Origin of the sequence: Companilactobacillus formosensis (genome assembly GCF_005405305.1) — a bacterium.
Lineage (GTDB): Bacteria > Bacillota > Bacilli > Lactobacillales > Lactobacillaceae > Companilactobacillus > Companilactobacillus formosensis.
Window position 1 is genome coordinate 169,810 of record NZ_BJDU01000003.1, and the last position, 26,565, is coordinate 196,374.

Genomic DNA, 26,565 nt, shown 5'->3' on the forward strand with positions numbered 1-26,565 from the left:
TTATAGATATCAATATTAAAATAGATAGTAGGGATAGTTTAATTATGTCAAGGGGAATGTTAATCGTTTTATCAGGTCCATCTGGAGTTGGTAAAGGAACTGTTAGAAAAGCAATGTTGAAGAATTCATCAATTAAATTTGATTATTCAGTTTCGATGACAACGCGTCAAATGCGTCCTGGAGAAGTCGATGGAGTCGATTATTATTTCCGAACAAATGAAGAATTTGAAAAGGAAATAGAGAATGGTGGCATGCTCGAATATGCTAAGTATGTCGACCATTATTATGGAACTCCTTTGAAGTATGTCAATCAAAAGCTTGATGCCGGAATTGATGTGTTGTTAGAAATTGAAGTCAATGGTGCTATGCAAGTTCGCGAAAAGATGCCTGATGGCGTATTTATTTTCTTGACACCGCCTGATTTGACTAGTTTACGAGATCGTATTACTCACCGTGGTACTGATGATGAGAAGACAATCGATAAACGTATGGAAAAGGCTAAAAAAGAAATTCAAATGATGACTAGCTATGACTATGCCGTTGTAAATGATAAAATACCTAATGCAGTCGAAAAAATTGAAGGTATAATTAAGAGTGAACACTTAAGAGTGCCACGCGTAATTGACCAATACAAAAAAATAATAGGAGATTGATAATTTATGATTATTTATCCATCAATTGATAAACTTTTAGATCGAGTTGACTCTCGTTATTCACTAGCAGTTCTAGCTGCCAAACGTGCTCACGAATTGGAAAATGGTGATGTTGAACTTTTGAGCCATTATGAATCACCAAGAACTGTTGGTCGTGCATTTGAAGAAATTGCTGATGATAAAATCGAAATCGATCCTAATTCAATTCTTCTTGAAAAAGAAGCCGAAAAGGTTGAAGAAGAGAAAAAAGAAGAAAACGAATAAAATTATTCCTTCACTGATTTGCGAATTAGTGAGGGCTTTTTTATTCTTAAGGAAAAATAGGTGGTTTTTATGTCAGTAGCAGAGATAATCGTTGACGTACCGACGATGCAAACAAATCGACCATTTGAATATGATATTCCTGAGAGTTTAGCCGAAGTAGTTGTTCCAGGGATGCGAGTTGAAGTACCCTTTGGACGTGGTAAAAGAAAAATTCAAGGTTTTGTTATGAAGGTAAAAGACAACAGTGACTTTCAAGGAAAGCTGAAACCAATTACTCGTGTGATAGATTTAAAACCAGTTTTATCAAAGGAAATGCTCCAACTGTCGTATTGGTTGGCTGATCAAACTTATTCTTTTCAGATTTCCTGTCTGCAAACAATGTTGCCTAGTGTTATGCGCGCTAAATACCAGCAATTTGTAATTCCAATCGTAAAAGATGATCCAGAAGTAAAGGCTCTGTTATCTAATCAAGATTCCCTAGAGATAACGAGTGCACTAGATGATAAAACAATTCGTCTTATCAATAAATTACGAAAAAATAATAAAGTAGATATTCAATATGTTGTGAAGAATAAAGCTGTTCAAGTAAAACGACAAGCTGTTACAACGGATCTGAATGTTATTCAGTTACATGAAGCCAAGAGCAAATTGCGAAAGAATGCTTCTTCTCAAATTAAGTTATTGGCGTTTTTAGCTGATCATTTGCAAGAATTGCCGATAGAATACAATGTTTTGGAAAAAGATCATGGTATTTCAAGATCAGCTATTAAAACAGCTGAAAAAAATGGTTTGCTCAAAACAATAGAAGTTACCAAATTACGTAAACCAGTGGGTATCACACCAGAACAAACAACCAAATTAGCTTTAACATCTGAGCAACAAGTTGCTGTTGATGAGATTTCTCAGGCTATTACTAACGAAGATTCCCAGACCTTTTTGATCGAAGGTGTTACTGGTAGTGGTAAGACAGAGGTCTATTTACAGACGATTGAAAAGGCATTGCAGCAAGATAAAACAGCTTTGATGCTAGTTCCAGAAATTTCACTGACTCCTCAGATGGTCAATCGAGTTGTTGGTCGTTTTGGTGATCAAGTGGCGGTGTTACATTCTGGTTTATCTAATGGCGAACGATACGATGAGTGGACAAGGATTGAAAATAATGAAGTCAAAGTCGTTGTAGGAGCACGGAGTGCCGTCTTTGCACCATTAAATAAAATTGGTCTAATAATTATTGATGAAGAGCATGAAGCCAGTTACAAACAAGATGACAATCCTCGTTATCACGCACGTGATGTAGCGTTATGGCGGGCAAAAGTCAATAAATGTCCAGTTGTTTTAGGTAGTGCTACACCATCTTTGGAGTCGAGGGCTAGGGCTGAAAAAGGTGTTTATCATCTGATAAGGATGAAAAAGAGAATTAACAATCAGACTTTGCCACATGTACAAATAGTCGATATGCGTGATTCCGAAAACTCTGCCGTTAAAGGTGATTTTTCGCCGACTTTACAAAAGAGTCTTCAAGAAACACTAGATAATCATGATCAGTCAATCGTTTTATTGAATCGTCGAGGTTATTCATCGTTCATGATGTGTCGTGAATGTGGCTTTGTTTTAAAATGTCCTAATTGTGACGTTTCATTGACATATCATAAAGATTTGAGAAGAATGAAATGTCATTATTGCGGACACGAAGAATCAGTTCCCAATATGTGTCCAAATTGTCACAGTAAAAAAATTGGCTTTTATGGAACAGGGACACAAAATATTGAGCAACAATTACATGATTTGTTCCCACGAGCTCGAGTTTTACGAATGGATGTTGATACGACCAGAAGAAAAGGTGCTCACGCTAAGATTTTGCAACAATTTGGACAGCACAAGGCCGATATTTTGTTGGGAACACAAATGATTGCTAAAGGCTTAGATTTTCCTGACGTAACGTTAGTTGGAGTAATTAATGCCGATACTACTTTGAGTTTGTCAGACTATCGTGCTAGTGAGAGGACCTTCCAACTATTGACTCAAGTTAGTGGTCGTGCCGGTCGAGCTCAAAAGACTGGTCATGTGGTGATTCAAACCTTTAATCCTGATCACTATGCAATCAAAGATGCGGCCAAACAAGATTATGAAACTTTTTTCAAACAAGAAATGTACTTGCGTCACCAATCAAATTACACGCCGTATTATTTTACGACTTTGATCAGTGTTGCAAACCAAGATGAAGGTCAGACTTTGAAGCAAGCTTATTGGCTGAAAAAACAGCTCCAAACGGCTTTATCTAAGGATGCAATTCTTTTAGGACCAAGTCCAACGATGATTTCTCGGAAACAAAACAAATATTATTATCAAATTATTGTAAAATATAAACATGAGCCAAAATTGCACGAACGATTGCTCGAAATCTTAAATGAAACTCAAGCGGATGCCAAGAAGGGTTTTACGATTGCAATCGATAATGAACCACAACACATTGATTAATGAGGATGATTGAATGACAAAAATAATATTTTTAGGAACACCAGATTTTTCTGCAACAGTTTTGAGGGGATTATTAAAAGAAGGTTATGACGTAATTGCCGCCGTAACACAACCTGATAAGCCAGTTGGTAGAAAACAAAAACTTCAAAAGAGTCCAGTTAAATTAGTGGCTGAAAGTGAAAATATCAAACTTTTCCAACCTGCTAAATTGCCTGGTAGTCCAGAAGTTGAAGAATTAAAAGCATTACATGCAGATTTGATTATTACAGCGGCTTATGGTCAATTTTTGCCAACTAGTTTTTTGGAATCAGCTAAAGTGGCAGCTATCAATGTTCACGGTTCACTTTTGCCAAAATATCGTGGTGGTGCGCCAATTCAATGGTCACTATTAAATGGCGATAAGGAAACTGGAATCACTATCATGTATATGGTTAAGGGGATGGATGCTGGTGATATCATTAGCCAGGAAAAATTGCCAATTGAAAAAGACGATGACAATGGTAGCTTATTTGAAAAGATGGCAATCGTTGGTCGTGAACTTTTGTTGGATACGATTCCGAAGATTTTAAGCGGTGATATCACTCCAATCAAACAAGATCCAGACAAGGTAGTCTTTTCACCTAATATTTCTAAAGAACAAGAACATATTGACTTTACTAAACCTGCCGAGACAGTTTTCAATCAAATTCGTGCGTTAAGTCCTGATCCGGGAGCATGGATGATGCTAAATGGTCAAAGAACTAAGCTATACAAAACAGAAGTAATTGAATTAAATTCCAATCAAGCTGTCGGTACAGTAGCTGATTTGGGTAAGAAGAAATTGGTTATCGTTGCTGGTGATGGCCAAGGCGTTTCTATTAAAAAGATTCAGCCAGCCGGTAAAAAAATTATGGATATTGCCAACTACATGAATGGTTTGGGCAAAAATCTAGAAAAAGGACAACAAGTAATTGATGAAAAATAATCCTCGTGAACTAGCCGTAGAAGCATTAACTAGAGTCTTTAAAAATAAAGCCTATTCAAACATTGAAATCAATAATATTTTGAAGAATTCAGATATGTCGGATGCTGACAAGCGTTTGATGACGAATATCGTTTATGGCGTTATTCAACATAAATATGTTTTGGAGTATCAACTAGAACCTTATTTGAAAGATAAGAAACTCGACTTGTGGTTAGATTTATTGCTTCAAACGGCAATTTATCAGTTATCGTATCTGGATAAGATTCCGGAACATGCGGTTTTGAATGAATCAACTGAAATCGCCAAACAAAAGGCTAATCGTGGTGCTGGTAATTTAGTTAATGCTGTCTTGAGAAACTTCCAACGTCACGGTGCAAGAGAGATGTCTGGTAAAGATAGCGTTTATGATTTGAGCAAATTTTACAGTGTTCCTCGTTGGCTTGTGCAATTGTTTATCGACCAACAAGGTCTAGTTAAGACTAAAAAGATTTTGAAGTCGATCAATCAACCGTCACACGTATCTATTCGGGTTAATACAAATAAAACGACTGTGTCAGATTTACAAAAAACACTTCAAAGTAAAGGTTTTGATGTAAAACCAAGCAAAATTTCTTCAGTTGGGTTAATCTGTGAGAGTGGAAATTTAGTTAATACTGATGAATTTAGAGATGGCTTGTACACGATTCAAGATGAAAGCTCAATGCTAGTTGCTCCAGCTCTGGATTTGCAACCTGATAGCAGAGTTTTGGATGCTTGTGCTGCACCGGGTGGTAAGACAACTCATATTGCCAGCTATATCAAAGATGGTGAAGTAACAGCTTTAGATATCCATAAGCACAAAACTAAGTTGATTCGTGATAATAGTCAAAGAATGGGCTATAGCGATATCATTAGTACTGGAGCAATTGATGCTAGAAAAGCTAAAGATGTCTTGAATACGACTTTTGATCGTATTTTGGTCGATGCTCCATGTTCAGGTCTTGGTTTGATTAGAAGAAAGCCAGAACTAAGATATTTCCGCCAAGAAGAAGATTTGATGAACTTGCAACGAGTTCAATTACAAATCTTGGATAGTATGGTTGATTTATTAGAGGTCAATGGTAAGTTAGTTTTTAGTACTTGTACTTTTGATGATGAAGAAAATGAAGCAGTCGTAAAGAAGTTCTTAGCTGATCACAAAAACTTTGAGCTTGAACCTGTTAAGAATGAAGCTGTTATGGATAAATCAGTCAAAGACGGCATGTTGAAAGTTCTACCTAGTGATTACTTTACAGATGGTTTCTTTATAGCTACTTTCGTTAGAAAAAATTAAAGAGGTAAGGTCTAAACTGATGGAATATGCGTTACTAACTGATGTTGGAAAACTCAGAGAAAACAATCAAGATTATGTGAATGTTTTCAAGAACAAAAAAGGAATTGTCTTTGGAATTGTGGCCGATGGCATGGGTGGACACCGTGGTGGAGATGTTGCATCTGATATGGCAGTGTCTCATTTAGGACATAATTTTGAAGAATCAGAAGTTGACGAAATTAGTGAACTTCGTGAATGGATTATTCGAGAATTAAGTAAGGAAAACGATCGAATCGTTTCTGTATCGAATCAATTTGATGATTTAAATGGTATGGGAACGACGATGGTTGGCGTATTTTTTGTTGGATCCAAAATGATGGTCGTCAATGTCGGTGATTCAAGATGCTACATTTATGCAAATGATGAATTGAAACAATTGAGTGTTGATCACTCATTGGTTCATGAACTTTTAGAAACTGGTCAAATCAGTCCTGAAGAAGCTGAAAATCATCCACAAAAAAATATCATTACACAAACTCTTGGTGTGTCACAAACAGTTCAACCACGAGTAAAAGATTTTGATTTGATTAATAATGCCATTATTCTTTTGTGTACAGATGGCTTGACTAACATGGTTCCAGAAAATGAAATTAAAGATATTTTATCCAAGAAGATGAGTCTTGAGACAAAATGTCATCTTTTGATCGACAAAGCGAATACCGCCGGTGGAAGAGATAATATTACCGCCTTACTCTTTTCTACGAAGGATAACGGAGGTAATCATTAGATGGAAAAAGGTTACCTAGTAGGCGGTCGTTATGAGATTCTAGGTACGCTTGGTGAAGGCGGTATGGCTAATGTTTATTTAGCTAATGACACTTTGTTAAACCGTAAAGTTGCTGTTAAAGCATTACGATATGATCTTCAAGATGATGAATCTGTTAAAAGGAGATTTGGTCGTGAAGCCAAGGCAACTAGTGGTCTCTCCAATCCTAATATCGTCAATGTTTTAGATGTTGGTAATGATAACGGAGTTCAATACATTGTTATCGAATATGTTGACGGTCCAAATTTAAAGAAATATATCCGGACACATTTTCCAATTCCATACCATGAAGTAGTCGATATTATGAAACAGATCTGTATGGCTGTTTCTGATGCTCATGAACATGGAATAATTCATCGTGATTTAAAGCCAGAGAATATTTTAGTCGATGAGAAAAAGGACCCAATTCAAGTTAAAGTTTCTGATTTTGGTATTGCTTTGGCCTTGAGTGAACGTTCTATTACTCGGACTAATTCTTTGTTGGGTTCGGTACATTATATGTCTCCTGAACAAATCAAAGGACGTCCCGCAACAGTTTTGTCGGATGTTTATGCATTAGGAATTGTTTTGTTTGAACTATTGACGAAGCACGTACCGTTCACTGGTGATACAGCTGTGACGGTTGCTTTGAAGCATTCCAAAGAGGAAATGCCGGATTTGAAGAAAATCGACCCAGATATTCCTCAACCTTTGGAAAATGTTGTTTTGAAGGCCACTGCTAAAGACCCTGATCAACGATACCAATCGGTTAAAGAAATGTGTGAAGATTTAAATACATGTCTGATGCCTGAACGTAGTGATGAACCAAAATTTATTCCAACGCCGGTCAATGATTTGGAAGAAACTCGTGTAATGGAACCTATGGATACTAAGCATGAGGAAGAAGCTCCCGTTAAGCAAAAGCCTAAAATGAGTCATAAAAAGAAAATGATTTTGATGCTCTCGATTATTCCAATTGTCTTGATTTTATTTATCATTGCAATGGTTATTAAGAGTAATCAAGAGACGACAGTTCCTGATTTGTTCAATTTGACTGTTAAGCAAGCTAATGTCATGCTCAAAAGTTCTAATTTGACGGCGGGTGATATTTCCAAAGAAAACGATGACGATGTTGAGGCTGGTCATGTAATCAAATCAGTTCCCGCTAAGGGCTTAAAGTTAAAAAATGGCGCTAGTGTCAATTTAGTAGTTAGTTTAGGTGCTAAATATTACAAGATGCCAAAATTGATTGGACAAGACTATGATGATGTCTCAGCTAATTTGAAGAAACGTGGATTTAAGATAAAAATACGTTACAAAGCAACGAATGAATATACGGCTGGAATAATCATTGATCAAAGTATTAAGAGTGGTAAAAAGGTTGTTACTAAAGACAAACCATTAACTATAACGATTGCTAAAGTAAAAACAGTTAAACCAAAGACGGTCAAAGTCCGTGATTTAACTGGATATAATTTAAAGAGTATTCAAGATTACGCTACCGAAACGCATTTGAGATTAGATACGTCGTATGCATATTCTAATGATATTGAAGAAGGCTTATTAGTCAGTCAATCACCAGAAGCAAATACAACGATCAATCAAGGTGCAACTTTGACAGTGGTAATATCTAAGGGTCCAGATCCAGAGAAATCTTCCGATAGTGACGATGAAGATTCAAGTAGCGATAATACTAGTTCGAATACTACAAAGACGGTCACTAAGGACATTACGATTCCCTATGATGATAATGGTAATAACAGTATTACAATTTATATATCAGATGCTACGCACAGCATTAATTCACCATACCGAACAATGACTATTAGTGAAGATACACCAGTAACATTAAGTTTTAATTTAAAAGATGGACAGACAGGCTCCTATATAGTCGAACGTGATAATAAGACTGTATTAGGTGGTTCAGTCAATAGGTGATGTATGGAAAAAACAGGAAGAATTATAAAATCGATCAGTGGATTTTATGATGTTTTAGATGATGAAAGCAACGACCTAATACGGACTAGAGCACGTGGAAATTTCCGTAAGCGTAAAATTAAGCCTTTAGTCGGTGACAAAGTTAGTTTTGACTCTACGGGTGATTTAGGATATATATTAGAAATATTGCCTCGTGAGAATAGTTTAGTTCGTCCACCGATTGCCAATGTCGACCAGGCGATTGTCGTGACTTCAGCAGCGGAACCTAATTTTTCTAGTAATTTATTAGATAAAATATTGGTAAATATCGAGCATAATGATATTGAACCCGTAATTTATTTAACGAAAGCTGATTTATTATCTGATGCACAATACGAAGAATTAAAAACGACCTTAGAAGGCTATCGTGACCATGCAGAGTATCAAGTTTTTTGTGATCGTGACAGTTATAATGATCAACAAGTGTCGAGATTAAAAGCCACTTTTGCTGACAAAGTAACAGTCTTTACAGGTCAATCAGGTGCTGGTAAGTCCACTTTACTAAATCATATCGATCATGATTTAGGTTTAGCTACGGCCGAGATTTCTCAAACATTGAACCGTGGTAAACATACGACTCGCCAAGTTTCGTTGTTCGATATTGAAGGTGGCTTGGTTGCTGACACGCCGGGATTTTCTTCGATTGATTTACAAAATATTCCCGTTGAAGAATTGCCAAAACTTTTTCCTGAATTTTTGAAGTACAGTAACATGTGTCAATTTCGTGGATGTCGCCATGTGAATGAACCCAATTGTGCCGTGAAAGAAAAACTTTCAGAAGGTCAGATAATGCAAAGTCGTTATGACAATTATCTCTACTTTTTGAATGAAATTAATTCATACAAAAAAAGATATTGAGGAGTTGATTTTTGATGACAGTAAAGATTGCACCATCAATTTTATCTGCAGATATTATGAACTTGGAACGAGATGTAAGAGCTGCTGACAAAGCAGGAGCAGATGTTTTCCACATCGATATGATGGATGGGAACTTCGTGCCTAATATGTCTTTTAGCCCTAGTGTGGTTGAAGGGATGCGTCGAGTAACTGACAAGCCTTTGGATATTCATATGATGATGGAAAATCCTGATGCTTATATCAAGCCAGTAATTGATGCTGGAGCTGATACGGTATTGATTCATGCCGAAAGTACACAACACATTTATCGTTCAATCGATTTGGTAAAAAGTTATGGAGCACGTGCTGGAGTAGTTGTTAACCCCGGAACGCCACTAGAGACTGTAAAAGAGCTTTTCCCAATTATTGATCAAATTCTTGTTATGACAGTTAACCCAGGCTTTGGTGGTCAAAAGTTCATTTCTGGAATGACAAAGAAGATTCAACGTTTGGATCAATTACGTCAAACAGCTGCCGATGACAATTTTGAAATTGAAGTCGATGGTGGAATCAATGCTGACACGATTAGTCAATGTGCTCGAGCTGGAGCTGATATTTTCGTGGCTGGATCATATTTGTTCAATGGTGAAGATGGTTTAGAAAAGAGAATCGATGATATTCGTTCTTTGGCTGTGGAAGCAAAGCAATGAAACGAGTGAATATTTTATTAGGTGGTCCTGCTAGCGAATATCCTGATGAATTAAGTAAAAGTATTAAGGGTATTCCTGGTCCTTGGGTCGGAGCAGATCGAGGCAGTTTACATTTGATGGCTAATGGAATAATTCCCGAAATTGCGATTGGAGATTTTGATTCTATTAGTAAAAAAGAACAAAAACTTCTTCAAGACAATGTACCTGTCTTTGAAAAATTTCCTCCTGAAAAGGATGATACGGATTCTGAACTATGTTTATTAGCGGCTAGGGAAAAGTACAATGCCCAAGAATATTACGTTTATGGAGCCACTGGTGGCCGAATTGACCATTTTCTAGTTAATTTGTTCTTGCCATATGACTCTAGGTTCTTAGATTTTTATGATAAGTTGTATTATAAATCTGCCACGAATACGATTAGATTTTTTAAACCCGGTCGTTATACGATTTATCATGAGAATTCAATGAAGTATGTGGCCTTCGTTAATTTAGGACCAGTAACTCATTTAAATTTGTTCGATGCAAAGTACAAATTGAATGATTATAGTGTGGAACATCCCGTTAGCTGGGCTAGTAATGAATTCGTAAAAGATACGATAGACTTTAGCTTCGAAAGTGGCATTGTAGCTGTTATTCAAAGTAAAGATAAAAAATAAATTAAAGACATTTTCTGATGGAAAATGTCTTTTTTTAATGTCTATTAAATCAAGGATTTGAGGTTATTTTTGAAGTAAATATTAAATGCCAAAAAGAAATTATTTTCAAAATAACATTGACAAAGAAAAACTACTAGAGTAAATTAATCACCAATCAAACGATTAAAAATTAATTAATCTTATTAGACGTTGAAGAGAAGAGTAAACCAATTATTAGTTTGAAGAGTGACCATTGGATAGTGAAAAGATGGAGCAAACGTTGGTTGAAGATGAGCTTGGAGTCTTACCTAGGTGCAAGCCAAAGGTACGCAAGGATGCGATATCATCCCGGACATGTTAGTGTCGTTGAGGTATTTTGTGTAAGCAAAGTATAAATTAGGGTGGTATCACGGGAAATCGTCCCTACAATTCAGATTTAGGTCTGTTTTGTAGGGGCGATTTTTTTTACTGTCTCTTTGCAGCTATGCTGCTTAGAGACAGTTATGGGGAAGCGTTAGCTTCCGTATTCCTTGAACCTGCAGCTACGCTGCTTAGAAACAGTTATGGGAGAGCATTAGCTTCCGTATTCCTTAATTTGGTGGTAGCTCAGCCACCATGTTCAATATCTGAAAAATTTAATAATTAATTATTTAATCAATCGAGGAGGCATTTTTATGAAAAGTCTATGGCTCAGACCAACATGAAAGATTAGAGGATTATTAAAATAGAGGAGGAGAAGGAAATGAGAAAAGGGAAAAGTTTAATTGTTACAGTACTTTTAGCACTGTCGGTTATTTTATTGGTCGGCTGTGGAAATCAATCAAAGGCGGCCGATGATGATACCATCGTTGTTGGTTCACAAGGATCCGACCTAGAAATTTGGGAACATATTGCCAAGAGTTCTCAAGCTAAGAAATTAGGTTTGAATATCAAAACTAAAGAAATCACTGATGGGGCGCAACTAAACTCTGCCACAAGTCAAGGTCAAGTCGATGTCAATGCTTTCCAATCATGGTCTTATTACAAGGCTTATAACAAACAAAATCCAAAAGGAAAACTGGCTGCTTTAGGAACAACTTATTTGGAACCACTAGGAATTTATTCCAAGAAGTACAAGAGTATTGAGGATATTCCTGATGGAACAACAATTGCCATCGCCAACAACCCTGCTAATACATCACGAGGTTTGTTGTTATTGCAAGAAGCTGGATTGATCACTTTGAAAAAGGATTTCGGAGCTTTAGATAATACCAAAGATATTACTGCTAATCCTAAGAACCTTAAATTCAAAGAAATCGATGATACCACCGGTCCTAGAGTTTTAAATGATGTACCAGTAGTTCTCATTTCTAATACCGTTGCTTTGGAAAGTGGACTTCACGTTTTGACTGATTCTATCTACCACGAAAAAATCGATCAAAGTACCAAAGAAAACGTCAATATCCTAGCAACTGCTGATAAGAATAAAAATAATGCTAACTACAAGAAACTAGTTAAGCTCTACCACAACAAGAAGATTCAAGAATATATCAAGAAAAAATATTATGGAACAAAGATTGAAGTTAATAAACCATTAACATATTTAGAAAATAAATAAATTTTAAGGAGATAATTATTATGGCTAAAGTTGAAAGTTTTACATTGGATCACACAAAGGTAAAGGCACCTTATGTTCGTTTGATTACTGAGGAACACGGAGCAAAGGGCGATGCAATTTCAAACTATGATTTGCGTCTAGTACAACCTAACGAAAATGCTATTCCTACTGCTGGTTTACATACAATTGAACATTTGTTAGCTGGACTTTTGAGAGATAGATTAGACGGCGTGATTGACTGCTCTCCATTCGGTTGTCGTACAGGTTTCCATTTGATCACTTGGGGTGAACATTCAACTACTGAAGTTGCTGAAGCCTTGAAAGGTGCTTTGACAGATATTGCTGAAAACATCGAATGGAAAGACGTTCAAGGAACTGACAAGTACAGTTGTGGTAACTATCGTGACCATTCATTGTTCTCAGCTAAGGAATGGTCAAAGAAGATTCTTGAAGAAGGAATTTCTAACGATCCATACGAACGCCACGTAATCTAATCTAAATTAGTAAAGAAGGTTAATTATGAGTCTATTTACATCTTTAGAGAAAAAAATTGTTCTCGTCACTGGTGGTTTTCAAGGTATCGGACGTGAAGTGGTGACGACTTTTCAAAATGAAAAAGCTATCGTGATTGCAGCTGATTTGTCATATCAAAATAATAATTTAAAACGATTGAATGATTTTGAATATCAAATTCATCTCGATGTCAGTGATGAGACTAGCGTCAAAAATTTAGCAGCTCAACTAGAAACTCAAAATCTTACTCCCAACATTTTAGTTAATGTAGCTGGAATTTCGACGATGGATTATTTAATTGACAGTCAGACGAGTGATTTTGATAAGACATTAGCCGTCAATACCCGTGGGACTTACTTAGTTAGCAAGTACATTGTCAAATTAATGGTTGCAGCCAAACGTCCCGGAAAAGTAGTTTTGATTGCTTCTCAAGCTGGTAAGAATGGTTATCGTGCAATGTCAGCATACGTTGCTTCTAAGCATGCTGTCCTCGGTTTGACAAAGACTTTAGCAATTGAAGTGGCTAAAGATCAAATCAATGTCAATGCAGTTTGTCCCGGTATTATCGAAACTTCAATGAAACATCGTGAGAGAAAAGACGGTGCTAAAATCAGAGGCTTAACGGCTGACGATATCGAAAAAGAAGATAATAGCCAAGTACCACTAGGACGGACGGGAACTCCTAAAGATGTCGCCAATGTTGTATTGTTCCTAGCTAGTCCATTGTCAGATTATATGACAGGGCAAGGTATCAATGTTACTGGTGGAATGACGATGAATTAAAAAAAGCTAGTCAGTTTTAAATAACTGGCTAGCTTATTTTATATAATTATTTCAATTCATTAACGATAGCTTTGTTGAAGGCATCCAAGTCATCAGGAGTACGACTAGTAATCAAATGACGATCGATAACTACTGGTTCATCTTTAACAATACCACCTGCGTAGTAAAGATCTGTTTGAACAGTCTTGTATGAAGTTAAGGTTCTACCTTTAACTAAACCTGTTTGCATCAAAAGTTGTGGACCGTGGCAGATTGAAAAGATAGCTTTATCAGCAAGCATAAATTTCTTAGCAAGTTCAACGAATCTTTCATCAGCACGAAGATTATCAGGTGAGAAACCACCAGGAATTAGTAAAGCATCGTAATCATCAGCATTGATGTCATCGATTCCCTTATCAGCAGTAAATTCTGTTCCGTGTTTACCAACTAATTTTTCATTAGCTTTACTACCAACTAGGGTTACCTCGTTACCTGCATCAGTCAAAGCTTTTTTAGGGGATGTGTACTCGATATCCTCAACATCATTAGCCATTACAGCAATAATTTTACTCATAAATTTGTTTCCTCCTCATTAATATAGTAATAGTTTACTCGTAGGGGGTGGGGATAAGTCAAATAATTTCCATTATGAATATTTTTATTGTTTAATAGCAATTCTTGTGAGATAACATAATAGTTTATGAGTTTGAGTTATGGAGGATTAATATGACAAACTTTAATACAAAATTGGTTCATGGAGAGCCACAAAATGACAACAATACTGGGGCGGTCAATGTTCCAGTTTACAATTCATCAACTTATATTTATCCATCGGTTGATGCCAAGGTAAAATACGATTATGCACGTTCGGGTAATCCAACGAGAAATTATTTAGAGGAACAAGTAGCACAGTTGGAAAATGGCTGTCGTGGTTTTGCTTTTTCTTCAGGTTCAGCGGCAATTCATGCTGTATTAGCAATCTTTAAACCAGGAGATCATCTGATTATCGGTAAAGAAATCTATGGTGGAACTTTTAGAATTATCAATGAATTCTTTAAACGCTGGCAAATTGAATTTACTGCTGTCGATACTCAAAATTTAGATGAGATCAGACAGGCAATCAAACCTAATACGAAAGCAATTTATTTTGAAAGTTTTACTAATCCTTTGTTGCACGTAACGAGTGTCGCTGGCGTAAGTAAAGTAGCTAAAGCAAATAATCTTTTAACAATCGTTGATAATACATTCCTATCACCATATTTGCAACGCCCACTAAATTTGGGGGCTGACGTTGTGATTCATTCAGCTACGAAATATCTCAGCGGTCACTCAGATGTGATTGCTGGGATTGCCGTAGCCAAAGATAAGGATATTGCTGATAAAATTTATTTCAATCAAAACGCCATTGGTTCAACTTTATCTCCAGAAGATTCCAATTTAGTACGTCGCGGGATTCAAACGTTATCAGTAAGAATGGATCGTCATTTGAGTAATGCTCAAAAAATTGTCGAATTTCTACAAACACGTCCAGAAATTGCTAAGATTTATTATCCTGGGATTGCCGGTAGTAAAGATTATGAAATAGCTGCCAAAGAAGCTGATGGTTTTGGTGGAATTGTTTCCTTTGAATTAGCTGACGGACTAGATTCGACGAAATTCGTTGAGGGGACTAAGTTGATTCAATTAGCTGTTAGTTTGGGTGCCGTTGAAAGTTTAATTGAACTGCCTTATAAGATGACCCACGCGGAACTTTCAACTGAAGAGCAACTAAAGGCTGGTATTACGCATCAGTTAGTTAGATTATCAGTTGGAATTGAAGATGTGCATGATTTGATTGATGATTTAGCACAAAGCTTAGACAGACTATAAAAAAATCTCGATAGAATGTTATTTACATTTTATCGAGATTTATTTTTTTAGATTTTTTCCGTCAACATTGATCTTTGAAAGATCATCAAAATTAAAATCGATTTGATCTATTTCTGGTTGAAAGTCTTGGACGTTAAAATTACTGTCTAAGATTCTTATTTGTGGTTTATTTTTAACGAAAATAAGGTCGTCGCCACTGATTTGAGATTTCGTCTTAACTGCTAAGTCGTTTTTATAATCGGTAGTTGTTGAATCAATAGTCAGATTTTTAAAGAATGTCTTTGAACCTTGACGTAGTTCTAATTTATGTAAAATAGTACAATCTTTTAAATAGACTTTGGAATTCTTCTGGAATAATAATTGAAATTCGGTGTTATCGGCGAATAGTTGACTCTTTTCTAAAGATAGACCGATAGCTTTGATTTTTTTACCAGTTAAAATTTTAGAATCTTTAAATGAGAAATAGGCATTTTGACCGTAAATTGTATCCCAGTAGTCACTTGTTTGACGGTCAATGATGACATTTTGCCCATAAACTCTAGCACCGTCGTAAGCTGAAATAGTATTTTCGTCGTTAGCAGGGTAAATGATACTTAAATTTTTAAAAATCAAAGTATTCTTATTGCCAACTGTGAAACTACAATACAATTTAACGTCTTCCTTGTTAGAAGTTTTGCCGATGAATGAAATATCGCGTCTGATCGTACAAATAAAGGGATTATTTCTGGAAAAATAAGTTCCAGGAAGCAGTTCGATGACGTCGCCATCTTTGGCGTTGACGATAGCTTGCATCAATTCTTCGTCATTATTTTTTTGAGTGCCAATAGTGATTTTCATAGAATCCCTCCCTTAGTTGATTATTATAGGATAAAATAAAAGAGACCAACAATAAATGTTAGTCTCTTTTAAATCATTAAGTGATAATTATACACGAGTAACTTTTCCTGATTTCAATGCTCTAGCTGAAACCCATACACGTTTTGGCTTACCATCAACCATGATACGAACTTTTTGCAAATTTGGCTTCCAAGAACGTTTTGATTGGTTAAGAGCGTGTGAACGTTTGTTACCGAACACTGTTTTACGGCCTGTAATAATATCTTTTGCCATGGGACCGATCTCCTTTGGCTACATGTTTTTCTTTAAAATATCACCTGACTAATTTACCATATATAAAAGGTTAAAGCAATAGAGTAATTATGGAATAATCGACTTTTATCTAGTTTAATTCTTTAATTAGATTTGTTGCTATGATAGAATTTTATTGTTTATGATAGATTTGGTCCATGAATAGGAGGATCCAGAGATGGCAGTTACAATTAAAACAAAACATGGTGAAATTGAAGTTTCAACAAATACTGTTGCTACAATTGTCGGCGGTGCTGCTTCTGATATCTACGGTATCGTAGGTATGGCAAGCAAAAACCAACTACGTGACGGGATGAATACGATTTTGAACCGTGAGGACTTTTCTAGAGGTGTAGTTATTCATCAAGAAGATGGTAAACTGGCCGTTGATGTCTACATAATCGTTGGATATGGTATTAAAATATCCGAAGTAGCGAAAAATTTAAAAGAAAAAGTAAAATATAACCTAGAAACAATGCTTGGAACGCCAGCTGGCACTGTTAACGTTTATGTTCAAGGAATTAAAGTTCTGGACGATATCGAATAGGTAAAGCTGGTTGGAGGGGAAACTTTTGAGCAAAGAACTAATTACAAAAAAAGAATTTTCAGATATGGTGCGTGTTGCATCGCACAGACTTGAAAAGAATGCTAAGTTTGTAAACTCACTTAATGTCTTTCCGGTTCCTGATGGCGATACCGGAACCAATATGAGCTTAACTATACAAAGCGGTTTTAAGGCCGTAAACGAATCAGAGAGTAATCACGTAGGGACACTTGGAAAGGCTCTTGCAAAAGGACTTTTGATGGGTGCTCGTGGAAACTCAGGTGTTATTACATCACAAATCTTCCGTGGCTTTTCAAAGAGTATTGAAGATAAGGAATCTTTGACAGCTATGGATTTAGCCAAAGCTTTTGACGACGGTGTAAAAACTGCTTATAAAGCCGTTATGAAACCTGTTGAAGGAACAATTTTGACAGTTGCTAGATTCGGTGCTGAGTCCGCTATGGAAAAAGTTAAGACAACTAATGATACAGTGGAAATTTTAAAAGCTGTTGTAGCTGGTGCCAAGGTAGGACTAGAAAAGACACCATCATTATTGCCAGTTCTAAAAGAAGTTGGCGTAGTTGATTCTGGTGGCCAAGGTTTAGTCTTTATTTATGAAGGCTTTTTAGAAGGTCTAAGTGGCGTTGCCAGTGACGAAGAAGAATATGTTCCTGACGAAAGAGATATGGCTGAAATGGTCAATGCTAACCACCACCAATCTGTACAAGGTCAATTCAATACTGATGAGATCAAGAATGGTTACTGTACTGAAATGATGGTTGAATTGGGTAAGAATCCAACTTCTGATGAAAAATTTGAAAATGATAAATTACGTAGTTATTTAGATAAAATCGGTGACTCCTTAATTGTCGTTTCCGATGATGAAGTTGTTAAAGTTCACGTTCACACTAACTATCCTTACAAAGTTTGGGCAGCTGGTAGAAAATACGGTTCACTTTCAAAAATCAAGATTGATAACATGCGTTTGCAACATGAAACAATCGTTGATGATGACGAACCAATGACACCAGAAACACAACCACAAGCAGCTATTGACTATGCGGTTATTGCTGTTTCTTCTGGTGATGGCTTGACAGAACTCTTCAAGAGTTTAGGTGTGACTCACGTGATTAGTGGTGGTCAAACAATGAATCCATCAACTAACGATATTGTCGATGCTATTAATAAATCAAATGCTAAACGTGCTTTAGTATTGCCAAATAACGGTAATATCATCATGGCTGCAAAACAAGCAGTTGACCTAGTTGATATTCCGGTTGCAATTGTTGGCTCTAAGACTATTTCTCAAGGAATGACTGCTATGCTTTCCTTTAATCCTGATGCAGAACTTTCAGAAAATGAAGCAAATATGGAAGATTCTTTGGATACAGTTAAGAGTGGTCAAATTACTCAAGCAATTCGTGATACTGAAATTGATGGTCTCAAGATTACTAAAGGTCATTACATGGGAATTGTTGATGGTAAAATCTTAGTTGATGATGAAGATATTATTTCTGGTACTGAAAAAATGCTAGATAAAATGATTGATGAAGATAGTGAAGTAATCACTATTCTGATTGGTGAAGATGGTAACCAAGATGATGCTCAAAAGATTGCTGACTACTTAGATGATAAGTATGATGACTTAGAGACAGAAATCCATCAAGGTGATCAACCAGTTTATCCTTATTTGATTTCGGTTGAATAATTTTTTAAAGGAGGCAATGATGAAACGTTTGTTTTGTCACGCCTTTTTTTAATCTCATAGGAAAGGGGAATGTAAATGGATTTAAGAAAAGTGTCGTTAGCGCAATTGCCTAGTGTTGGACCAAAACGATTAGAGGCATTGCAATCATTAGGAATCAACAACGTTTATGACTTGCTGTTTTATTTCCCTTTTCGCTATGAGGATATGCAAGCTAAGTCTTTAGATGATGCTGTTGACCAAGAAAAAATCCTGGTTAAAGGCGTAGTTGCTAGTGAACCGGTTGTATCACGCTTTGGGTACAAAAAAACACGTCTAAATGTTCGTTTGATGACGGATAATGAATCAATCATGGTAACCTTTTTTAATCAGCCATGGTTAAAAGACAAATTTGAAACGGGTAATGATGCCGCTGTTTATGGTAAGTGGAATGCTAATCGTCGTTCATTGATGGGCATGAAAGTGATTGGCGTCAATGATAATTCGGTCGACTCAGTTTATTCAGTCAATAAAAATATTCATCAGAAAACTTTAATCAATTTAATTAAAATTGCTTTTGAGAAATATCACGATCAAATTGATACGGTCGTTCCTAGCTATTTGCGTTTGAAATATAAACTATTGAATGACGAACAAATAGTTTCGGGAATACATTTTCCAAAAAATGAAGAGCAAAGTGAAGAAGCAAGAAGAAGTGCCAAATTTCGAGAATTTTTCTTGTTTCAATGTGGTTTGCAAAGCATTAAGCGAAATGATGAAAATAAAAATATCGGTATCGTTGAAAAGTATGATCAAAAGTTCTTGGATGACTTTATCAAGAGTTTGCCATTTAAGTTGACTGATGCCCAAAATCGAGTCGTACGCGAAATTTTGCAAGATATGGCTTCTGATCACCATATGAACCGTTTGTTGCAAGGGGATGTCGGTTCTGGTAAGACGATTGTCTCAGTAATTGCTATGCTGGCTTCAGTGACAGCAGGTTATCAAGCAGCCATTATGGCGCCAACTGAAATTTTAGCTCAACAGCATTTTGATAAAATCAGTAAACTGTTAACGCCTTTAAAGATAAGAACAGCTTTGTTGACTGGTTCTTTGACAAAAAAAGAGCACGATTTTATCGCTGGCGATATTTTAAACGGAAAGACTAACATTGTAGTCGGAACTCATGCTTTGATACAAGATAGCGTTGAGTTTAAAGATTTAGGCTTTATCGTGATCGATGAACAGCATCGTTTCGGTGTTAATCAGAGAAAAGCACTACGTCAAAAAGGCGATAATCCGGACGTCTTAGCAATGACCGCAACGCCAATTCCTAGGACTTTAGCAATTACGACTTATGGAGATATGGATGTTTCCAGAATCGATCAATTGCCTGCTGGCCGTAAAAAAATTGAAACTTACTGGATTCGTAGTCAAAAGATTGAACAAATGTATCAATTTGTAGCTAAGGAATTGCAGACGGGTTCACAAGTTTATGTCGTTACACCATTGATCTCCGAATCGGAAACGATGGATTTAAAAAACGCTGAATTGATTTTTGATAAGTTTACCGAACTATTTGGTAAAAAGTATAAAATAGGTTTGTTACATGGCCAAATGCCAAATGATCAAAAAGAAGCTGTCATGAATGATTTCAGTGATAAAAAAATCGATGTCTTAGTATCGACGACTGTTATTGAAGTTGGGGTCGATGTTCCGAATGCTTCAGTAATGGTAATCTATGATGCTAATCGTTTTGGATTATCACAATTGCACCAATTACGTGGACGTGTTGGCCGTGGCGATAAGCAATCATATTGTATTTTGATTGCTGACCCCAAAAATGAATCGGCAGCCGAACGAATGAAAATTTTGACCTCGACTAACGATGGTTTTGTTCTAGCTGAAGAAGATTTGAAGATGCGTGGTGCTGGTGATTTATTGGGAAATCGTCAATCCGGTTTGCCTGAATTTAAAATTGGTAACCCAATCAATGACATCAATATTTTGGAAGTGGCTCAAGAAGAAGCTAGTCGTTTGTTCGATAATGAGAAATTGTTCAATAGTCCAGAGACTAAAAATTTGAAGTCATTTATTAATGAAGAATATGATCAACTAAATAATTTTGATTAGTGAGGAAAAGATATGAAAATAGCTGTTGATGCTATGGGTGGCGACAATGCGCCTAAAGTAATTGTTGAGGGAATCGAAAAAGCTCGTGATGAGTGGAAAGATTTAGAATTCGTTCTCTATGGGAAAGAATCAGAAATTAAGAAATATTTACAAAATGATGAAAGAATCAAAATCGTACACACTGATGAAGAAATTTTAGGTACTGATGAGCCAGTTAGAGCCATTAGAACTAAGAAAAACGCTTCGATGGTCTTGGCTGTTAAATCAGTCAAGGATGGCGAAAATGATGCCTTGTTCTCATTAGGTAATACTGGAGCTTTGTTAGCCAGTGGAATTTTTATCGTCGGTCGTATCAAACAAGTAGCTCGTCCAGCTTTGATGCCAACGTTACCAGTTACTAATTCAACTAACGGAGTTAATATGCTCGATGTTGGTGCTAATGCTGAAGCCAAGGCAAGCTATTTACAACAGTGGGCCATTATGGGTTCAATCTATGCACATGATGTTAAAAAAATCGATCAGCCAAGAATCGCCTTGTTGAACAACGGAACTGAATACGACAAGGGTGATACCTTGCATAAGGAAGCCTATCAACTTCTAAAGGAAACAGAAGGTATCAATTTTATCGGTAACGTAGAATCTGGTGATATTCTAGCTGGTGTAGCCGATGTCATCGTAACAGACGGATTCACTGGAAACGCTGCTTTGAAGGCTACTGAAGGAACAGCAACGATATTGTTGAAGCAGTTAAAAGACGCCTTGCTAAATAATGGTATCTTTACTAAAATGGGTGCAGCTATTGTTAGTCCATCACTAAAGGGTATGCGTAAGATGTTTGATACTTCTCAAGCAGGTGGGGCCGTATTGTTAGGTTTGAAGTCTCCAGTGATCAAAGCTCACGGTGCAGCCGACAGTAAGACGGTCTATTATACTGTTAAACAAATTTATGATATGTTAACTAACGATACAATTAACAAAGCTAATAAATATTTCGAAAAAATGAACGCCGAAAAATAGGGAGAGTTTTTATGACAGAACAAGCTGTATTTGACAAAATCAAAGCATTGATTGCTGACAAGTTTGAAGTAGATGCATCAACAATTACTAAAGAAACATCATTTACAAAGGATTTGGATGCAGATTCTATCGACCTTGTAGAATTTGTACTCGAACTTGAAGATGAGTTCGGTTCAGAAATTCCTGATGATGACGCTGAAAAGATCACTACTGTTGGTGAAGCAGTTAGCTATATTTCTTCACACCAAGGATAGGGGTTTTATTTGAAATTTGAGTGGGAATAAGAATTCCGTCGCCCGTTCCAGCCAATCGCAGGGCTTGTGTGGAAGACGGCAGTATAACTCACATTCAAAATTTTAATATCGAAATTTAAGGCCAAGTGGTCTTATTTTTTTATCCAGCTAATTATTTAATAGAAAAGTTTAGTATAATTAATATTATCGGAAAGGGGACACGTTATGTTAGATCCAAAATTTTTAGAATTTTTAGATAAAAAGTATGGAATCAAGTTTAACAATAAAAAATTAGTTCAAAGAGCTATGACACATTCCTCATTTGATAACGAGCATAAGGGGCTTGGTATTGGGGATTACGAACGTCTAGAATTTTTGGGGGATGCGGTCTTGGAAATCAATATCTCTCGCTATCTCTTTGAAAAGTACCCAGAATTGCCAGAAGGTAAATTAACACGTTTAAGATCAGATATTGTCAGAACAGATAGTTTTGCCCGTTTTGCCAAAGAAATTCAAATCGATAAGTATTTATTGATCGGTAAAGGCGAAGAAAAACAAGGTGCTCGTCAAAGACATACTTTACTAGAGGATATTTTTGAAGCCTTTAATGGAGCTTTGTACTTGGATCAAGGCAATGAAGTTGTTAATGACTTTTTGAAAAAAGTAGTTTATCCACACATTGATTCAGGTGAGTTTTCTGAAGATACTGATTTTAAGACACATCTTCAAGAAAAATTACAACAGTCAGGTGAAGTCGAAATTGATTACAAGGTGATTGATGAAGAAGGTCCTGATCACGATAAGAAATTTAAAGTTGAACTAATTGCTAACGGTAAGATTTTGTCCAAGGGACTTGGATACAGCAAGAAACACGCTGAACAAATGGCAGCCAAAAGAGCATTAGATGAATTATAGGAGTTAAGTTATGCCATTAAAATCATTAACGATCAATGGGTTTAAATCATTTGCTGACAAGACGAAGATTGATTTCACAAGTGGAATCACCGGTATCGTTGGACCCAACGGGAGTGGAAAATCAAATATTACTGAAGCCATACGTTGGGTAATGGGTGAACAATCGGCAAAGAGTTTACGTGGAGACAAAATGGTCGATGTGATTTTTGCTGGAAGTGCGACTCGTCCCCAAATGAATCGTGCGGAAGTAATTTTGGAATTTGATAATCGCAATAAAGAATTAAAGACAACTCAAGATGAAGTTGTAATTTGTCGTCGTCTCTTTAGAAATGGCGATACAGAATTTTTGATCAATAATAAGAATTGTCGTTTACGTGACATTACTGAATTGTTCATGGATTCTGGAATGGGTAAACAATCATTTTCAATTATTTCTCAAGGTCGAGTTGAGGCAATCTTTAACAGCAAACCAGTGGAAAGACGCAGTATCATTGAAGAATCAGCCGGTGTATCTTTGTTTAAGCAAAAAAAGCAACAGGCTGAGAATAAACTATCCGATACAACTGACAATTTACATCGTGTTTCTGATATTGTTTCAGAATTGTCAAAACAAGTTGAACCACTAAAGAAACAAGCTAGTATTGCTCGTGATTACAAAGAACAAAAGACCAAGTATGATGATATTTATCAAAAAATCTTAACGATTGAAATTAGAGATTTATCGAATCAAAAACGTCAAATTGATAAAGAATTGCGTGAAGTTAAGGCTAGCTTGCAAAATATCTCGCAACAAGTAACAAAAGCTAATCAGCAAGTTGAAGATAATAATCAGGCTGTTAGAACTTTGACGAATCAACTAGATGAAAAACAAGCTAAATTAGTTGAAGTAACGAAGACTTTAGAAATTTACAATAGCAAAATTGCTGTTGCCGACGAGAGAACTGGCTTTAATTCAACGACTAAATTGACTTTAACGAATCAATTGAAATCAGTCGAAGAACAAAAAGTAAAAAATGATGCCAAGTTGGTTGAATCAAATCAAAAATTAGCTCAATGTCTAGAAAAAATTACGGACTTTGAAAATAAATTAAAAGATTTACAACAATTGAAGCAAAAAACGCCAGCTGATATTAAGGATAATATTGCGCAATTAAGAACAGATTACGTCAATCTTCTCCAAGACCAAGTGACGAATAACAATGAACAAAAATTTTCACAAAGACAATTAGAACGAGTCAATGCGGGAATCTCTGAACAGAATTCGCAACTTGAAGAAGTAACGACTAATTTGGAAAGCTATAAAGAAGATCATCAAAAAATTGATGCTGAGATCAAAAAATTAGTCGATGACAATCAAGCACTTTTGACACGTAATCAAGAATTAGAAAAATCGATTCAAGAAATTACTGAAACAGGTAAGAGTGAAAACAACAATTATTTGAAGATTTTAGAAAACCTTCAAGAAATCAAAGCACGTAAAAAAGTTCTCGAAAATATGGAACAAGAACATGCCGGCTTCTTTGAGGGTGCTAAAAATATTTTAAATAATAAAGCACGGCTTTCTGGAATCGTGGGTGCTGTTGCAGAACTCATTTCGGTACCACAAGATTATCAATTAGCTATTCAAACAGTTGTCAGCAATCAATTGCAATCGATCGTAACTGAAGATGAAGCGGCAGCTAAGCATGCCATTGCTTATTTACGTCAAAATCGTGGTGGGCGTGCTACTTTCTTGCCACTAAATATTATTCAAGCTCGTACTATCAACACTAATGATTTGAACAAAGCTAAAAGGGTCACAGGTTTTGTTGGAGTCGCTAGTGATTTAGTGACCTATGATGAAAAAGTAAAAAATATTGTTAAGAACATTTTGGGTAATTTATTAGTTGCCAAAAATATCGATGATGCTACAAGCATTTCAGCAGCGGTTAATCGCAAGTTCCGCGTAGTTACTTTGGATGGAAATATTGTTAATGCTGGTGGATCTTTAACTGGTGGACAACAACGCCGTGTCAACTCCAGTATTTTGAGTCGAAAAGATGAATTAGCAGATTTAACTAAACAACTTTCTAAACAAGAATTATTGATGGATCAAAAACAAGCACTAGTTCAAGATTTGAGAAATCAATTAGTACAATACAATGCTGAAAAGAAACGTATTGATGCAAAACTTGCTAATTTCAATCAATCTAAGAGTAAATTTGAAAATGAAATTTCTACTTCTCAAAGTGAAGAAAAACATTTTAGTGAACGTTTAGACGTTATCAAATATAATTTAAGCAAGAATCAAGAAGAGCAAACACAGATCAATCAGGATTTGGCTACGCAAAAAGCCACAGCTGAGAAGATTCAAAAAGAAATTACTGCTACGCAACAAGAAATCGATCAAAAGCAAAAATTATTGACGGATTTTGATACGCAACTCAATAAAATTAATCATCAAGAACAAGAATTGCAAACTAAATTAGCTGTCATTAAGAATAATCATGCTAATGAGTCCGATCAAAATAGCTATTTGAAGGAATCGATCTCTCAAGCAAATAAACAAATCTCTGAATTACAAGGTAAGTTAAACGATTTGGATTCCGAAAAGAGTCAATTAGATTTGAGCAACACTGAAGTTAAAAACCGTATTAAAGAAAGTCAAGCTGAAATTAATGATTTGCAGGATGTTGTAGCTAAACTTAAGGCTGAACGCGAAAAGCAACAAGCTTTGTCCACTGAGCTGAATTCTAAAGCACAACGTAATTTTGATTTACAAAAAGCCGCTGCTGATCAACAAGAATCATTGGCTATTCAAAATACGAAATTATCTAATCAAATCGACAGTCGTTTAGATACTTTGTCGCAAGATTATCAATTGACTTATGAAGCTTCACTCCAAGATTTAAAACGTGGGGACTATGATCCCGAAGCTTTGAAGAAAGAAGCTCGATTGCTCAAGATGGGGATTGAAGAGTTGGGAACAGTCAATTTATCAGCTATTGATGATTATGACAAAGTCAAAGACCGTTATGAATTTTTGACGCAACAACAAAATGATCTCTTACAAGCTAGAAGTCAGTTGCTAGATACGATGTCTGAAATGGATAAAGAAGTAACGACGAGATTCAAAAAGACATTCGATGAAGTATCAGAAGCCTTTGAAGAGATTTTTCCAGAAATGTTTGCTGGAGGTCGTGCCAAATTAGTTCTGACCGAACCAGATAACTTATTGGAATCAGGAATCGAAATTATTGCACAACCACCAGGGAAGAAATTCCAACGTTTAAGTCTATTGTCTGGTGGGGAAAAAGCTTTGACAGCGATTACTTTGCTCTTTGCGATTATCAAAGCTAAACCAGTTCCATTTTGTATCTTGGATGAGGTTGAAGCGTCACTTGATGATGCTAATGTTTATCGTTTTGCTAATTATTTAAATCAATATGATGATAATACTGAATTCATTGTTATTACTCACCGTAAAGGGACTATGATGAACGTAAATCGTTTGTATGGTGTAACCATGGAAGAATCTGGTGTTTCCAGAATATTGTCAGTTAAAGTCAAAGAATAG

General features: G+C 36.0%; 24 protein-coding genes. 21 read left to right on the forward strand and 3 right to left on the reverse strand.

Going from position 1 to position 26,565, the window contains the following annotated elements; translation table 11 throughout:
* Nucleotides 1-41 precede the first annotated feature (41 nt).
* The 13 genes from gmk to FFM65_RS05010 all read left to right on the forward strand — a co-directional run bounded on the left by gmk (nt 42) and on the right by FFM65_RS05010 (nt 13,507).
* On the forward strand, nt 42-653 hold the full coding sequence (gene gmk, locus FFM65_RS04950) for a guanylate kinase (protein ID WP_082607430.1): 612 nt from the start codon (nt 42-44) through the stop codon (nt 651-653).
* Between the two features lie 6 nt (nt 654-659).
* Complete coding sequence (gene rpoZ / locus FFM65_RS04955) at nt 660-917, forward strand: DNA-directed RNA polymerase subunit omega (RefSeq protein WP_057815128.1); 258 nt, start codon at nt 660-662, stop codon at nt 915-917.
* 69 nt (nt 918-986) lie between these two features.
* Nucleotides 987-3,395, forward strand: a complete 2,409-nt coding sequence (gene priA, locus FFM65_RS04960; protein ID WP_119317925.1) for a primosomal protein N' — start codon at nt 987-989, stop codon at nt 3,393-3,395.
* Between the two features lie 13 nt (nt 3,396-3,408).
* A complete protein-coding gene (gene fmt, locus FFM65_RS04965; protein WP_119317926.1) occupies nt 3,409-4,359 on the forward strand; it encodes a methionyl-tRNA formyltransferase in 951 nt (316 codons plus the stop codon).
* Nucleotides 4,349-5,671, forward strand: a complete 1,323-nt coding sequence (gene rsmB, locus FFM65_RS04970; protein ID WP_119317927.1) for a 16S rRNA (cytosine(967)-C(5))-methyltransferase RsmB — start codon at nt 4,349-4,351, stop codon at nt 5,669-5,671. Before fmt ends, rsmB begins: the two co-directional genes overlap by 11 nt.
* Before the next feature lie 19 nt (nt 5,672-5,690).
* Nucleotides 5,691-6,437 carry a Stp1/IreP family PP2C-type Ser/Thr phosphatase gene (locus FFM65_RS04975; RefSeq protein ID WP_119317928.1) on the forward strand — a complete coding sequence of 249 codons (747 nt, stop codon included), beginning with the start codon at nt 5,691-5,693 and terminating at the stop codon, nt 6,435-6,437.
* Nucleotides 6,438-8,393: a Stk1 family PASTA domain-containing Ser/Thr kinase gene (pknB, locus tag FFM65_RS04980; protein WP_119317929.1), complete on the forward strand. Its 1,956-nt coding sequence runs from the start codon at nt 6,438-6,440 to the stop codon at nt 8,391-8,393.
* Between the two features lie 3 nt (nt 8,394-8,396).
* Nucleotides 8,397-9,290: a ribosome small subunit-dependent GTPase A gene (gene rsgA / locus FFM65_RS04985; protein WP_119317930.1), complete on the forward strand. Its 894-nt coding sequence runs from the start codon at nt 8,397-8,399 to the stop codon at nt 9,288-9,290.
* 14 nt (nt 9,291-9,304) lie between these two features.
* A complete protein-coding gene (rpe, locus tag FFM65_RS04990) occupies nt 9,305-9,979 on the forward strand; it encodes a ribulose-phosphate 3-epimerase (RefSeq protein WP_119317931.1) in 675 nt (224 codons plus the stop codon).
* Nucleotides 9,976-10,635 (forward strand): thiamine diphosphokinase, encoded by a 660-nt coding sequence (locus tag FFM65_RS04995; protein WP_119317932.1) that lies wholly within the window; start codon nt 9,976-9,978, stop codon nt 10,633-10,635. Before rpe ends, FFM65_RS04995 begins: the two co-directional genes overlap by 4 nt.
* A gap of 721 nt (nt 10,636-11,356) precedes the next feature.
* Nucleotides 11,357-12,211, forward strand: coding sequence for a MetQ/NlpA family ABC transporter substrate-binding protein (locus tag FFM65_RS05000; protein WP_119317933.1), 855 nt, complete (start codon nt 11,357-11,359; stop codon nt 12,209-12,211).
* A 20-nt stretch (nt 12,212-12,231) separates the two neighbouring features.
* The gene (locus FFM65_RS05005; RefSeq protein WP_010019432.1) at nt 12,232-12,705 is read left to right on the forward strand and encodes an S-ribosylhomocysteine lyase; all 474 of its coding nucleotides are present in this window, start codon (nt 12,232-12,234) and stop codon (nt 12,703-12,705) included.
* Between the two features lie 25 nt (nt 12,706-12,730).
* Nucleotides 12,731-13,507 (forward strand): SDR family NAD(P)-dependent oxidoreductase, encoded by a 777-nt coding sequence (locus FFM65_RS05010; RefSeq protein WP_119317934.1) that lies wholly within the window; start codon nt 12,731-12,733, stop codon nt 13,505-13,507.
* 46 nt (nt 13,508-13,553) lie between these two features.
* Here FFM65_RS05010 and FFM65_RS05015 read toward each other — a convergent pair whose 3' ends face one another.
* A complete protein-coding gene (locus FFM65_RS05015; protein WP_119317935.1) occupies nt 13,554-14,060 on the reverse strand; it encodes a type 1 glutamine amidotransferase domain-containing protein in 507 nt (168 codons plus the stop codon).
* Between the two features lie 152 nt (nt 14,061-14,212).
* Here FFM65_RS05015 and FFM65_RS05020 point away from each other — a divergent pair, with 152 nt between their 5' ends.
* On the forward strand, nt 14,213-15,355 hold the full coding sequence (locus FFM65_RS05020; RefSeq protein ID WP_119317936.1) for a trans-sulfuration enzyme family protein: 1,143 nt from the start codon (nt 14,213-14,215) through the stop codon (nt 15,353-15,355).
* Nucleotides 15,356-15,394: 39 nt separating this feature from the next.
* Here the strand turns inward: FFM65_RS05020 and FFM65_RS05025 are convergent, their stop codons facing one another.
* Both FFM65_RS05025 and rpmB read right to left on the reverse strand, forming a co-directional pair.
* Nucleotides 15,395-16,192 (reverse strand): hypothetical protein, encoded by a 798-nt coding sequence (locus FFM65_RS05025; RefSeq protein WP_119317937.1) that lies wholly within the window; start codon nt 16,190-16,192, stop codon nt 15,395-15,397.
* Nucleotides 16,193-16,279: 87 nt separating this feature from the next.
* Nucleotides 16,280-16,465 carry a 50S ribosomal protein L28 gene (gene rpmB / locus FFM65_RS05030; protein WP_010019437.1) on the reverse strand — a complete coding sequence of 62 codons (186 nt, stop codon included), beginning with the start codon at nt 16,463-16,465 and terminating at the stop codon, nt 16,280-16,282.
* Nucleotides 16,466-16,661: 196 nt separating this feature from the next.
* Between rpmB and FFM65_RS05035 the strand changes: the two genes are divergently transcribed.
* From FFM65_RS05035 to smc, 7 genes are all read left to right on the forward strand, one after another.
* A complete protein-coding gene (locus FFM65_RS05035; protein ID WP_057815097.1) occupies nt 16,662-17,030 on the forward strand; it encodes an Asp23/Gls24 family envelope stress response protein in 369 nt (122 codons plus the stop codon).
* A 64-nt stretch (nt 17,031-17,094) separates the two neighbouring features.
* Nucleotides 17,095-18,735, forward strand: coding sequence for a DAK2 domain-containing protein (locus tag FFM65_RS05040; RefSeq protein WP_162897930.1), 1,641 nt, complete (start codon nt 17,095-17,097; stop codon nt 18,733-18,735).
* Nucleotides 18,736-18,810: 75 nt separating this feature from the next.
* Nucleotides 18,811-20,844, forward strand: coding sequence for an ATP-dependent DNA helicase RecG (recG, locus tag FFM65_RS05045; RefSeq protein WP_119317939.1), 2,034 nt, complete (start codon nt 18,811-18,813; stop codon nt 20,842-20,844).
* A gap of 12 nt (nt 20,845-20,856) precedes the next feature.
* Nucleotides 20,857-21,861, forward strand: coding sequence for a phosphate acyltransferase PlsX (gene plsX / locus FFM65_RS05050; RefSeq protein WP_119317940.1), 1,005 nt, complete (start codon nt 20,857-20,859; stop codon nt 21,859-21,861).
* A gap of 11 nt (nt 21,862-21,872) precedes the next feature.
* Nucleotides 21,873-22,115: an acyl carrier protein gene (acpP, locus tag FFM65_RS05055; RefSeq protein ID WP_010019442.1), complete on the forward strand. Its 243-nt coding sequence runs from the start codon at nt 21,873-21,875 to the stop codon at nt 22,113-22,115.
* Nucleotides 22,116-22,319: 204 nt separating this feature from the next.
* On the forward strand, nt 22,320-23,009 hold the full coding sequence (gene rnc, locus FFM65_RS05060; protein ID WP_119317941.1) for a ribonuclease III: 690 nt from the start codon (nt 22,320-22,322) through the stop codon (nt 23,007-23,009).
* A 10-nt stretch (nt 23,010-23,019) separates the two neighbouring features.
* On the forward strand, nt 23,020-26,565 hold the full coding sequence (gene smc / locus FFM65_RS05065; protein ID WP_119317942.1) for a chromosome segregation protein SMC: 3,546 nt from the start codon (nt 23,020-23,022) through the stop codon (nt 26,563-26,565).

Excerpts from the sequence above, each read along its gene's own strand:
- rpoZ (WP_057815128.1), top strand. The coding sequence starts at position 660 with ATGATTATTTATCCATCAATTGATAAACTTTTAGATCGAGTTGACTCT.
- priA (WP_119317925.1), top strand. The coding sequence starts at position 987 with ATGTCAGTAGCAGAGATAATCGTTGACGTACCGACGATGCAAACAAAT.
- fmt (WP_119317926.1), top strand. The coding sequence starts at position 3,409 with ATGACAAAAATAATATTTTTAGGAACACCAGATTTTTCTGCAACAGTT.
- rsmB (WP_119317927.1), top strand. The coding sequence starts at position 4,349 with ATGAAAAATAATCCTCGTGAACTAGCCGTAGAAGCATTAACTAGAGTC.
- FFM65_RS04975 (WP_119317928.1), top strand. The coding sequence starts at position 5,691 with ATGGAATATGCGTTACTAACTGATGTTGGAAAACTCAGAGAAAACAAT.
- pknB (WP_119317929.1), top strand. The coding sequence starts at position 6,438 with ATGGAAAAAGGTTACCTAGTAGGCGGTCGTTATGAGATTCTAGGTACG.
- rsgA (WP_119317930.1), top strand. The coding sequence starts at position 8,397 with ATGGAAAAAACAGGAAGAATTATAAAATCGATCAGTGGATTTTATGAT.
- rpe (WP_119317931.1), top strand. The coding sequence starts at position 9,305 with ATGACAGTAAAGATTGCACCATCAATTTTATCTGCAGATATTATGAAC.
- FFM65_RS04995 (WP_119317932.1), top strand. The coding sequence starts at position 9,976 with ATGAAACGAGTGAATATTTTATTAGGTGGTCCTGCTAGCGAATATCCT.
- FFM65_RS05000 (WP_119317933.1), top strand. The coding sequence starts at position 11,357 with ATGAGAAAAGGGAAAAGTTTAATTGTTACAGTACTTTTAGCACTGTCG.
- FFM65_RS05005 (WP_010019432.1), top strand. The coding sequence starts at position 12,232 with ATGGCTAAAGTTGAAAGTTTTACATTGGATCACACAAAGGTAAAGGCA.
- FFM65_RS05010 (WP_119317934.1), top strand. The coding sequence starts at position 12,731 with ATGAGTCTATTTACATCTTTAGAGAAAAAAATTGTTCTCGTCACTGGT.
- FFM65_RS05015 (WP_119317935.1), bottom strand. The coding sequence starts at position 14,060 with ATGAGTAAAATTATTGCTGTAATGGCTAATGATGTTGAGGATATCGAG.
- FFM65_RS05020 (WP_119317936.1), top strand. The coding sequence starts at position 14,213 with ATGACAAACTTTAATACAAAATTGGTTCATGGAGAGCCACAAAATGAC.
- FFM65_RS05025 (WP_119317937.1), bottom strand. The coding sequence starts at position 16,192 with ATGAAAATCACTATTGGCACTCAAAAAAATAATGACGAAGAATTGATG.
- rpmB (WP_010019437.1), bottom strand. The coding sequence starts at position 16,465 with ATGGCAAAAGATATTATTACAGGCCGTAAAACAGTGTTCGGTAACAAA.
- FFM65_RS05035 (WP_057815097.1), top strand. The coding sequence starts at position 16,662 with ATGGCAGTTACAATTAAAACAAAACATGGTGAAATTGAAGTTTCAACA.
- FFM65_RS05040 (WP_162897930.1), top strand. The coding sequence starts at position 17,095 with ATGGTGCGTGTTGCATCGCACAGACTTGAAAAGAATGCTAAGTTTGTA.
- recG (WP_119317939.1), top strand. The coding sequence starts at position 18,811 with ATGGATTTAAGAAAAGTGTCGTTAGCGCAATTGCCTAGTGTTGGACCA.
- plsX (WP_119317940.1), top strand. The coding sequence starts at position 20,857 with ATGAAAATAGCTGTTGATGCTATGGGTGGCGACAATGCGCCTAAAGTA.
- acpP (WP_010019442.1), top strand. The coding sequence starts at position 21,873 with ATGACAGAACAAGCTGTATTTGACAAAATCAAAGCATTGATTGCTGAC.
- rnc (WP_119317941.1), top strand. The coding sequence starts at position 22,320 with ATGTTAGATCCAAAATTTTTAGAATTTTTAGATAAAAAGTATGGAATC.
- smc (WP_119317942.1), top strand. The coding sequence starts at position 23,020 with ATGCCATTAAAATCATTAACGATCAATGGGTTTAAATCATTTGCTGAC.